The 11,678-nt window shown below is 47.0% G+C and carries 8 protein-coding genes; 6 read left to right on the top strand and 2 right to left on the bottom strand.

Annotated elements, in window-relative coordinates; genetic code table 11:
• Positions 1 to 906: DNA gyrase subunit A (locus tag ACWB0I_RS13365; RefSeq protein ID WP_479388571.1), on the bottom strand; the 906-nt coding region annotated here is incomplete at its 3' end.
• Positions 907 to 930: 24 nt separating this feature from the next.
• The gene (locus tag ACWB0I_RS13360; protein ID WP_479388570.1) at positions 931 to 2,799 is read right to left on the bottom strand and encodes a DNA topoisomerase IV subunit B; all 1,869 of its coding nucleotides are present in this window, start codon (positions 2,797 to 2,799) and stop codon (positions 931 to 933) included.
• A 335-nt stretch (positions 2,800 to 3,134) separates the two neighbouring features.
• Here ACWB0I_RS13360 and ACWB0I_RS13355 point away from each other — a divergent pair, with 335 nt between their 5' ends.
• The 6 genes from ACWB0I_RS13355 (at position 3,135) to ribH (ending at position 11,661) form a co-directional block, all read left to right on the top strand.
• Positions 3,135 to 5,372 carry a CARDB domain-containing protein gene (locus ACWB0I_RS13355; RefSeq protein WP_479388569.1) on the top strand — a complete coding sequence of 746 codons (2,238 nt, stop codon included), beginning with the start codon at positions 3,135 to 3,137 and terminating at the stop codon, positions 5,370 to 5,372.
• A gap of 688 nt (positions 5,373 to 6,060) precedes the next feature.
• The gene (amrB, locus tag ACWB0I_RS13350) at positions 6,061 to 7,569 is read left to right on the top strand and encodes an AmmeMemoRadiSam system protein B (protein ID WP_479388568.1); all 1,509 of its coding nucleotides are present in this window, start codon (positions 6,061 to 6,063) and stop codon (positions 7,567 to 7,569) included.
• Between the two features lie 413 nt (positions 7,570 to 7,982).
• Positions 7,983 to 9,077 carry a bifunctional diaminohydroxyphosphoribosylaminopyrimidine deaminase/5-amino-6-(5-phosphoribosylamino)uracil reductase RibD gene (gene ribD, locus ACWB0I_RS13345; RefSeq protein WP_479388567.1) on the top strand — a complete coding sequence of 365 codons (1,095 nt, stop codon included), beginning with the start codon at positions 7,983 to 7,985 and terminating at the stop codon, positions 9,075 to 9,077.
• 31 nt (positions 9,078 to 9,108) lie between these two features.
• Positions 9,109 to 9,756, top strand: a complete 648-nt coding sequence (locus ACWB0I_RS13340; RefSeq protein ID WP_479388566.1) for a riboflavin synthase — start codon at positions 9,109 to 9,111, stop codon at positions 9,754 to 9,756.
• A gap of 202 nt (positions 9,757 to 9,958) precedes the next feature.
• Entirely contained in the window at positions 9,959 to 11,179 is a 1,221-nt protein-coding gene (locus tag ACWB0I_RS13335; protein WP_479388565.1) for a bifunctional 3,4-dihydroxy-2-butanone-4-phosphate synthase/GTP cyclohydrolase II, read from the top strand.
• Positions 11,180 to 11,199: 20 nt separating this feature from the next.
• A complete protein-coding gene (ribH, locus tag ACWB0I_RS13330; protein WP_479388564.1) occupies positions 11,200 to 11,661 on the top strand; it encodes a 6,7-dimethyl-8-ribityllumazine synthase in 462 nt (153 codons plus the stop codon).
• Positions 11,662 to 11,678: the final 17 nt, after the last annotated feature.

Genomic DNA, 11,678 nt, shown 5'->3' with positions numbered 1-11,678 from the left:
AACGATTTCGACCTCTTCGGCGGTGTTGTCCACCACGCGTTTGATTTTGATTTTGCCGCTGTCATTGGCTTTGATGATGGAATCGATCAGCGAAGTAGTGGTAACGCCGTACGGAACGTCTTTAATGACCAGCCTCTGTTTGTCGGCAATTTCGATTTTAGCCCGCACCCGAACACGTCCGCCGCGCCTGCCGTCGTTGTAATTGCTGACGTCAATATAGCCGCCGGTGGGAAAATCGGGGAAGATTTGCACCTTTTTGCCCTGCAAAATGTCGATGGAAGCGTCCAACAGCTCGTTGAAGTTGTGCGGTAGAATTTTGGTGGAAAGTCCCACGGCAATGCCCTCTGCGCCCTGGGCCAGCACCAGAGGAAACTTCATGGGCAGGTGCACGGGCTCTTTTTGCCGTCCGTCGTAAGAGCGCTGCCATTCTGTAATATCTGGATTAAAGGCTACTTCCAGGGCGAATTTGGAAAGCCGCGCTTCGATGTAGCGGGCGGCGGCGGCGCTGTCGCCGGTGCGAATGTCGCCCCAGTTGCCCTGGGTGTCGATTAACAGCTCTTTCTGGCCAAGATTAACCAGCGCATCGCCAATGGCCGCATCGCCGTGGGGATGGAACTGCATGGTATGGCCGATAATGTTGGCCACCTTGTGGTAGCGGCCGTCGTCCATGCGCTTCATGGCGTGCAAAATACGGCGCTGCACGGGTTTAAGCCCGTCGTTCAAAGCAGGCACCGCACGCTCTAAAATCACATACGAAGCGTAATCTAAAAACCAGTTCTTGTAGAGGTCCTGAACATGAACGGTACTTTCCAGTTCGCCGTTCTGGCGTTTAACGGGTCCGTTTTGAACTTCAGATTCCCGCTCTTCTATTTCTTTATCTTCCTTTTTGTTTTTTCCCTTTGCCATCTTCGCTTACATCTCCATTAACGTTCAAGCCGATTCTTCCATTACAAGATCTTTTTCAACCCGTAGATTGTCAATAATGAATTCCTGACGGTCCTGGGTGTTTTTACCCATGTAGTAACTAAGCAGTTTTTGAATTTGCATCTTTTTATCCAGCACCAGCGGTTCAAGCCTGATATCTTCGCGAATAAAACGTCGGAATTCGTCCGGCGAAATCTCACCCAATCCTTTAAAGCGCGTGATTTCAACGCCCTTACCCAATTGTTCTCTGGCTTTTTGTTTTTCTTCTTCGCTGTAGCAGTAAATGGTTTTTTGCTTATTGCGCACACGGAACAGAGGTGTTTCCAGGATGTAAACATGTCCCTGGCGCACCAGATCCGGGAAAAACTGCAGAAAAAAGGTCATGAGAAGCAAACGAATGTGCATGCCGTCCACATCGGCATCGGTGGCAATGACCACGTTATTGTAGCGCAGCCCTTCCAGACCGTTTTCGATGTTTAAAGCGTGCTGCAGCAGGTTGAACTCTTCGTTCTGGTACACTACTTTTTTGGACAGGCCAAAACAATTGAGCGGTTTGCCGCGCAAACTAAAAACGGCCTGGGTTTGTACGTCGCGTGCCTTGGTAATAGAGCCGCTGGCCGAATCGCCTTCGGTAATGAACAGCGTGGTTTCGAAGCGCCGATCGTTTTTGATGTCGTTGTAGTGAATGCGGCAGTCGCGTAATTTTTTATTGTGCAGACTGGCTTTTTTGGCGCGTTCGTTGGCCAGTTTTTTGATGCCGGCCAGCTCTTTACGCTCCTTTTCTGACTGCTGAATTTTTTTGAGTAAAAGTTCGGCCGTCTCAGGATGCTTGTGTAAATAGTTGTCCAGTTCGGTTTTAATAAACTCCACCACAAAATTACGAACGGTCGGCCCGTCTGGCGCCATGTGCGTGGAGCCCAGCTTGGTTTTGGTTTGCGATTCAAACACCGGCTCCTGAATGCGCACGGCGATCGCCGCGGCAATGGAAGCGCGGATGTCCATGGCTTCAAAGTTCTTTTTGTAGAACTCGCGAATGGTTTTAATGACGCCTTCTCTAAAGGCCGCCTGATGCGTGCCGCCCTGCGGCGTAAATTGACCGTTGACAAAGGAGTAGTAGTCTTCGCCGTATTGATTGGTGTGCGTTAAGGCAATTTCGATGTCTTTGCCTTTGAGATGAATAATTGGATAGCGTGCGGCGCCTTCTTCCAGCTTATCGGTTAGCAAGTCCAGCAAGCCGTTTTTAGACTGAAACCGCTGCCCGTTCAACACAATGGTAAGGCCGGCATTCAGGTAAACGTAATTTTTAATCTGGTTTTCAATAAAATCCAGCCTGAATTGAAAATTCTTGAAAATTTCGGGATCGGGCTCAAAATAGATTAAGGTTCCGTTTTTCTCATCGGTCTTTGTAATTTTATGATCTTTTATCAGAACGCCGTATTCAAATTCCTGAATTTTGGTTTTTCCATCGCGGATGGCCTGCACTTTAAAATAGCGGGAAAGGGCGTTAACGGCCTTGGAGCCGATGCCATTTAAACCGATCGATTTTTGAAAGACTTCGCTGTCGTACTTCCCGCCCGTGTTGATGCGCGCCACGCAGTCGTAAACCTTGCCCAGCGGAATACCCCGTCCGTAATCGCGTACCTGCGCCGAATGCTTGGTTACCTTTACTTCAATCACACGCCCATAGCCCATCATAAATTCATCAATGGAATTGTCGATGGTCTCCTTCAACAAAACATAGATGCCGTCGTCCGCAGAAGAGCCATCGCCTAACTTACCGATGTACATGCCCGGCCGTAAGCGGATGTGTTCGCGCCAGTCCAATGATTTAATGGAAGCTTCGGTGTATTGAGCTGTTGTCTGAGGCGTTGCCATTAGAGCGGTCCTTTGTGTTTTTTTAATAATCTTCTAATTTAATAAATCATTATCAAAAATTCCCATCTTTATTTTATGTACGAATGTACAATAAAATTTTAAAAAATACAAGTAGAGTAAAACGTGTTGGTCATCACCCAGAAACCACCGTATTTAGTTCATATTCGTCTAATTTCTTGATATTTTCTATTTTCTTGATCGTTACTCCCTGGAATTGAAGAATTTTTGTGATCCTAGACACCTTATGATCCATAAATCCAAAATTGCATTCCTGCTTCTAATTAATTTACCGATATTGCAAATGTTGTTATTTTCATCCAATTTAAGGAGGTACCATGAGAATTTTATTTTTACTTTTGTTCCTTACATCATTTTTATTGGCCCAAACTGAAGTGGGAGGTTATGGGAAAGCAAACAATGCGCCCATAAGAACCATGAGTCAGGCAACGCCCCTGACGGGGGTAGCAATCCAGTCAGGTTTTCAATATTCTCTGGCAGGATATTCGTTTGGCGACGTTGTGGTGTTCAGTTATTTTGACAACTCAAAATTTGTAGCATACGACTATTCCGGCACGGCCACGGATTCTGTCATATTAAATCGGGATGAATTTTATACGTTTAGCATTTCTACGGGCACTTTTCACATCGATTGCAATAATTCTTTCACAGCTTTGACGGGAGATCCTGTTTCGCGTAGCGTAATGGGCTATTTTGCGGTTGATGAATCCGGTTCTCCCATGTCCACGCACATGAACACCTTCATGCCATCGACAGAATGGGGCGGAGAAAAATTTATTGTTTTTGCCTACGAAGACGGCACCGAGGTCACCATAAAGAATCTTACGGATACCACCACTGCGGCGGCAGCGGTTTTAAATCGCGGCGAACATCTGGAGTTGAATAATGTTTTCAGTACGTTTTTAGGCGTTCGGGCTTCCAAACCGGTTTCCGCTCTGAGTTACGCCGATCAGGGCTATTACATTCCCAGCGATAATGGAACTTTTATTGGCCAGCAATTTTTTGGTTTTTCCGGATATGTTGGAGGCTGGGCCAACGGCGTTATTGTTGTTGCCTATGAAGACAACACCTTGTTCCAGATTTTTAATTCGCAAACAGGCGACACGCTGTTGAGCGATACACTGAACTATGGCGAAACCGGCAGCATTGCCACCGATGGCGATCTGTACTGGGAAGTGCAGAGCAATAATCCGGTTACGGTTTGTAATACGCCCTACGCCTACTGGTCTGGGAGTTACTACTATCTGACGCGCCACATCGACTACGACGGCAAAGGTATCGGCAGACATTTTCTGGTCCCTGCCATTTCCGGAGATTTTGTCGTTTATTCTTATGAAGATAAAAACACGGTCCAGATTATAAACATGGACACACAGGACACTGTTAGTACAAGCACCCTGCAAAAAGGAGAGAATTATTCGTTTTATTCCAGTAAAGCGATTTATCAGGTTAAAAGCGATGAAAACGTGGCCATCTTTACTTCCTATGGCGGCGCCTATGGCGCCGATTTCGCCCCGTTAAACTACAGCCTGACCCTTCCCGATCTGGCCATTTCAACCGTGGACATCGATTTTGATCCTGACACAGTGAGCAATATTCAGGGCGTTCCCTTTACCATCAATGCCACGATTCATAACTACGGTTACCTGACCGCGCACAACGTTGCTGTACAGTTTTTTGATGGATCGCCCACCGCCAACAATGCCATTAGTTCGGTCTTTGTCATCGACTCCATTCCCAGCGGTCAGAGTCGGATGCTAAGCCTGAATTGGGAGACTCCGCCTTATCCGGCCTATCATACCATCTTCGTTGTAGTGGATCAACAAAATGTTATCGTTGAATCCAGCGAATCTAACAACACGGCTTCCAGAAGTTTAATCGCTAATGAAGATTTATTGCCGCCCTTGCCGTCTGTTATTACCGCCCCTTCCAGTGTAAGCTACAATGGCGACAGCCTGTCTTTTGAAGATTTTGTCATCAAAATTGACGTTTACAATAGCGGCGATGTGGACGCGCTCAATGCCCAGGTCACACTGCGCCTCCCGCCTCAGTTGTCCATCTCCGATGGAGCAGATACGCTACATTCTTTTGGCAATATCCCTTCCAAAGCGACCTACAACCATAGCTGGAACGTTCATATCGATGCCATGCCAGATTCAAATCAGGGAGCCTATTTTTACTCGGTTCTTGTAAGCGCTGATAACGCAGATGACAAAGAATTGAAACGTATTCTTTTGTTTGAAGATAGCACTGCGGTTAATATTGCTGAAAATACAGAAAAGACGCCCGGCGAATTTTCTATTTCCCAAAATTATCCCAATCCTTTTAACCCCGTTACACAAATAGCGTATGATTTGCCGCAAGCAGGACAGGTAGAAATGATGGTCTTTGATGTTAATGGCCGAAAAATTAAAACCCTGCACGGAGGGTATCAAAATGCCGGCCGGCACTTTGCCTCATTCAACGGCCAGGATTTGAGCAGTGGTTTTTATTTTCTTACCATAAAAGTCAATGGAAAAATCATGGGCTCCATACGCATGACGTTGATTAAATAAACAACAGGCCCGGGATTCCTGGGCCTTTTTATTTTTCTGTGGAAAAACTTCTTATTAAAAAGGATTAGAATACTTCCTTCAAAACTTATAATCCCGCTTAGCGGGATACGAAAATTTTTGTGCAGGGTGAGGAAGTAAAACCGTTTAATTGTTGAATTGTTGAATTGTTTAATGAGCATCGGGCTGACATAGCGAATTTCCATTGTTCGTGAACGGTGTTTTCAATACAGGTGAGAAAATTCCCCCACCAAGCCTTCCTCGTCTCCCAGACTTTTATTCTGGAAGACGGGGACCGAGGGGGGGGAGGGCTAATTCGTGAAATGACTTCTGCTGTTGGAGGAGTAAAGTTCAGAGTATATGAGTGTAAGAGTTAAAAGGTTCCGGGCACCGGCCTGTCATTTTTAAAGAAGTTTTTTGTTTGCGGCTACGCTGCCTTAGTTTAAATATAACGATACTTTAATACCAATATAAAAAGATTACTCACCCCAATAAATCGGAATTCTAAATGGCCTGTTTGTGCCTTCCCACATAATGCAAATTATTCATGAAACAGGAAGCGGATTGAATTATCAAAATTGGCTCCAAACAATTCCTTACAGAAATTCTTTCCCCTCCATTGACTTTACTCTCAGTTTTTGTTAACCTTAGTGCAGTAAAATGTATCTAATACATTGGGATTGAATGCGTCATGAAAAAAAAATTTAAACAGGGGGTTTCATTCTTTTTAATGGGGGTGATCATTTTGTTTTTTGTAAACCAGTGTGTTTCTGGAGAAACACAAACCAGGGTCCGAAAACCGGCTGTGGCCGGCGCCTTTTACCCTTCCAATCCGACAACGCTGCGTAACATGGTTAAAGGATTATTGGAAAAAGCCCAGGTCCCTGAAATATCCGAACCGATCACCGGAATTATTGCTCCGCACGCCGGTTATGTTTATTCCGGAGGGGTGGCCGCACACGCTTACAAAATACTTATCGGTAGAAAAATTGAGCGCGTTGTCGTCATTTCACCCAGCCATATCGATTACTTTAGCGGAGCCTCCATCTACAATGGTACGCATTATGAAACACCGCTGGGCCTGATTCCGGTCGACCGAGAATTTGCCGAAAAACTGGCTAAAAAAAGTGATCGGCTGGAACTTTCGGAACAGGGGCACACCATTAATTTTCAGGGAAGAGGCGAACATGCGCTGGAAGTCCAATTGCCTTTTTTGCAGGTAGCGCTGGGTTCCTTCCATTTAGTGCCCATTGTCATGGGCGAACAAAGTTACGAAACGGCCCGCTCCCTTGGCCGGGCACTGGCCGAACTGATTCGGGACGACAAAACGATTATTGTGGCCAGCTCTGACCTCTCACATTACCATCCCTACGAGCAGGCCATTCAATTAGATCGTAAAGTTTTGAATGCCATCAAAGAGTGGGATTATTACAATTTATCTCGGAATTTACAGGCCCGCATCTGGGAAGCGTGCGGCGGAGGGCCCATTGTAAGCCTGATGATCGCCTCCGAATATCTGGGGGCAACCGATGCCGTTCTGCTAAAGTACGCCAATTCCGGCGATGTCTCCATGGGCAATAAAGATCGCGTGGTAGGCTATTCGGCCTTTGTCTTTGTGAAAAAAAAACAGAGCCAGAAAAATACCAAAGGCTTTTCCTTAGGCAAAAAGGCTCAAGAACGTTTGCTGAAAATTGCTAAGCAGGCTGTAAAATCGGCTGTTGAAAATGGCAAATTGTACGAGCCTTCTGCAGATGACCTTGAAAGCATCAAACAGGATCGGGGCGCTTTTGTCACTCTTAAGATCAATGGACAATTGCGGGGCTGCATTGGCTACACCGCACCGCTAAAGCCGCTCTATCTGGTGGTTCGGGATGCAGCCATTCAGGCAGCAACCAACGATCCCCGATTTAAACCAGTCTCCCAGGCGGAATTGCCTTATCTGGAATACGAGATCTCGGTTCTTTCGCCATTCAGACACGTGCGTAACATCAAAGAGATTAAAATTGGGCGCGATGGCCTGCTGATTAAACGCGGACCAAATGTCGGACTGCTTTTACCTCAGGTGCCGGTTGAGTGGGGCTGGGACCTTGAAACATTTTTACAGCAAACCTGTCGAAAAGCCGGATTACCACTGGATGCCTGGAAAGATCCCCAAGCAGACCTGTTCCGTTTTAGCGCTTTTGTCTTTGGAGAAAATTAAATCGCCCTTACCAAAGTCTGGAGCAGAAGCTTGAGTTACGTTTGCTTAGGAATTGTTTGCCAGTGAAAGGGATTCCGACCCCGCTGAAGCAGGGTCGGAATGACACTCGGTACGATCCTTCGCCTTTCAGGGCACTACTTGCCCTTTCACAAAATAATTCGTATTTCGTAATTTTTAATAGTGGCATATGACCTGTACCGGTTTATTTTGCCAGCGGTAAATTGCTTTCAAAGATGGACGTTCTGTGTTTGATTTTCCATGGATTTTTCATTGAACGTTCAGAAACTCCAAAAACACACGGTTACGTCCTGTATTGAACCATTGGTTTGGTTTTAAAACAGGCTGTTGCCCACTATTGAGAATTGTCGTCAAATTTTCTACATTGTTTTTTCAATTTAAAAGAATGGCAGGCCATGAACAGAGAATTTTCCAGTTTTGACAAACAGATGATGCGGCGCTGTTTTAGCCTGGCCCGTAGGGGTGAGTTCAAAGTGCGCCCCAATCCCATGGTTGGCGCCGTTTTAGTTAAGAACGGACGCATCATCGGCCAGGGTTACCATCACTATTTTGGCGGCCCCCACGCAGAGGTCGAAGCCTTTAAAAACGCCACCGAAGACCCGACCGGAGCCACGCTTTACTGTAATTTAGAGCCCTGTTGCCATACCAACAAAAAGACGCCGCCCTGTACGCCCCTGGTCATCAGTAAAAAAGTGGCTCGCGTGGTCGTGGCTAATCTCGATCCCAATCCGCAAGTTAGCGGACGCGGCATACTGCAGATGCGTGAAGCCGGCATCCAGGTCGATGTTGGCCTGCTGGAAAAGGAAGGCGCAGAACTGAATAAGGTCTTTTTTTTGAACATGGCCCAAAACCGGCCCTTCATTACGCTAAAAATCGCCCGCAGCCTGGATGGCTTTATTGCCCTTGAGCGAACGCAACAAACCTGGTTAACCGGCCCAATAGTCGGACGCTTTGTACACAGACTACGCGCCCGACATCTGGCTTTGCTGGTAGGCGCTGGCACTATTTTAGCCGATGATCCCCTGCTGACCGTGCGCCACGTTAAGGGCCCACAACCCTGGCGCCTGGTTCTGGATGGCCGTTTGCGCGTTCCGCTGTCTGCAAAGTTGTTTCATGATCGCTTTAAGTCCAAAACAATCGTATTAACGGCCAAGGATGCGCCGGCTGCAAAGGTTTCAGAATTACAGGCCATGGGTATTCAGGTTGTTCAATTCGCTGCCCCGAATCATGAGCTGCCTCTAAGTGAAATCATGGGTTATCTGTGGCAAGAAAAGCAAATCGCCTCTCTACTTGTTGAAGGCGGACAAACCATTTTCACTTCTTTTTTAAACGAACGTCTATTCGACGAATGCCTTCTAATGGAAGCGCCGGTGTTACTGGGTCGTGGCCTGCCTGCATTTCAAAAGGTAAAAGGTGATTTTCTGCAATTAAAAGCCATTAAAAAGCTGGAAAGTGATGTGGCGTTGTTGTACACAAAAAAAGAAAAATGACAAACGGACTTAAAATCACTAAATTTGTCACATGTTTACCGGATTAATAGAAGAGGTGGGCACCATTGCCCGCATCATTAACATCAAGGGTGGAAAACAGATCACGCTTACGGCCGCTAAAGTGCTGGAAGACCTGAAGATTGGCGATTCCATTGCTGTTAATGGCCTGTGTTTAACCGTTACGCAATTTAGCGAAACCGGTTTTACCGTCGATGCCGTGGGCGAAACCTTAACCAAAAGCAGCGTAAAAAGCTGGCGCAAGGGGCAAAAGGTAAATCTGGAGCGTGCCCTGCGCCTGGATCAGCGTCTGGGCGGTCATCTGGTACAGGGCCATGTGAATGGCGTAGGTCAGACCACGCGTCTGGAAAAATTGGGAGAAAATTACTGGTGGGAGGTCGAATTGCCCCCTGCCCTGCTCAAATACGCCATTCCCGAAGGCTCGATTGCCCTGGACGGCATTAGCTTAACCATTGCCCGGCTCAACGGTAAGCGGATTGGAATCTCAATCATTCCTCACACCTTTCAAAACACGCATCTAAAATTTAAAAAGGTGGGAGAAATGGTCAACATCGAGGTGGATGTCATTGCCAAATATGTGGAACGGTTGCTAACTTTTAGCGATCGGGATGCCCGAAGCCCCTCTCTTTCTGAAGACTGGCTGAAGAAATTGGGGTTTTAGGCGTGGGACAGGGCAAGATGGTTGTGGGCTAAAGAAAGCAGTGTGGCTGGTTCCGAAAAAATTACAATTTTAGTAGCATTGATAGGTAAATGCAAAGATGTCTGGCAATAACAGAACAAAATAAAACGTTTATTACTTTACGTGAAACAAAAGAGATCCATCTGGAATAAGAAAATTTAAAAGAAAAAAGCAGGAAATTTTGATGCAGCAGGAAATACAATTTAATACCATCGAAGAGGCCATCGAAGATATTCGCAACGGGAAAATGGTGGTGGTTGTGGATGATCGGGATCGTGAAAATGAAGGCGACCTGATCATGGCCTCGGAGCTGGTTCGTCCTCAGGACGTCAACTTCATCACCCGCGAAGCGCGGGGCATGCTTTGCATTTCCATCACCGAGGAACGAGCCCGTGAGCTGGACCTTGATTTCATGGTCAGCGAAAACTCTTCGAAACACCAGACGCCCTTCACCGTTAGCGTGGATGCCAAACATGGCACCACCACCGGCATTTCGGCCTACGATCGCGCGCAAACCATTCGCGTGATTATCGATCCGGCCACCAAACCGGATGATCTGGCCCGCCCGGGGCACATCTTTCCCTTAATTGCCAAAAAAGGCGGCGTATTGCGTCGGGCCGGCCATACGGAAGCGGCCATGGACCTGGCGCGCCTGGCGGGATTGAAACCTTCCGGTGTTTTGTGCGAAATCATGGCCGAAGACGGCACTATGGCCCGGGGTAAAGTATTAGAAGCCTTTACCAGAAAGCACAACCTCAAAATAATAACTATTGCCGACCTCATTGAATATCGACGCAAACGTGAAAAATTTGTTCGCCGGCGAGTTGTAGTTGACCTGCCAACTAAATATGGACAATTTAAACTCTATCTTTTTGAGAACACGCTAAACCCCGATGAACACCATGTGGCCCTGGTTAAAGGCGCCATCGCCGATGGCAAACCCACCCTTGTGCGCGTCCATTCGGAATGTTTGACCGGCGATGTTTTTGGTTCCAAACGCTGCGATTGCGGCGACCAGCTGGCCGTTTCTCTTCAGATGATCGAAAAAGAAGGGCGCGGTGTTCTGCTCTACATGCGCCAGGAAGGGCGCGGTATCGGTCTGGTCAATAAGTTACTGGCTTATGCCCTGCAGGAACAGGGCAAAGATACGGTTGAAGCCAATGAAGCCCTGGGCTTCAAAGCCGATTTACGCGATTACGGTATTGGCGCCCAGATTCTTAAAGACCTGGGCCTGCAAAAGATTCGATTAATGACCAACAATCCCAAAAAAATTGTCGGTCTCAAGGGCTACGATCTGGAAGTCGTCGAACGCGTACCTATTGAAATCTGCCCCAATGAAGTTAATGAATTTTACCTGAAAACCAAAAGAGATAAATTAGGCCATTTATTTTTAAAAGATAAATAAGTAGATTAAAGGAAATGACAATGAAAAAGATTGAAGGGAAGCTTTCAGCACAGGGTAAAAAGTTTGCTCTGGTCGTCAGTCGTTTTAATGAATTCATCAGCCACAAATTACTGGAAGGTGCGCTGGATTGTTTGCAGCGCCACCATTGCGCTGAAGAGGATATCACGCTCGTCTGGACGCCCGGCGCTTTTGAAATCCCGTTAATTGCCAAAAAACTGGCCAAATCGGGTCAATTCGATGGCATTATCTGCCTGGGAGCCGTTATTCGCGGAGCCACGCCTCATTTTGACTATGTGGCAGCCGAAGTCTCCAAAGGCATCGCCCTTAGCGCCCTGGAAACCGAAGTGCCCGTCATCTTTGGCGTTATTACCAGCGACACCATCGAACAGGCCATTGAACGCGCAGGGACAAAAGCGGGCAATAAGGGTTGGGATGCGGCCCTGGCGGCCATCGAAATGGCCGACCTGATGGCTAAACTGTAATGTAACGAGGAGAGTAA

The sequence above is a fragment of the Caldithrix sp. genome (assembly GCF_056497305.1).
The sequence above is the reverse complement of the archived record's forward strand: the minus strand, read 5'-3'. Positions and strand labels throughout refer to the sequence as shown.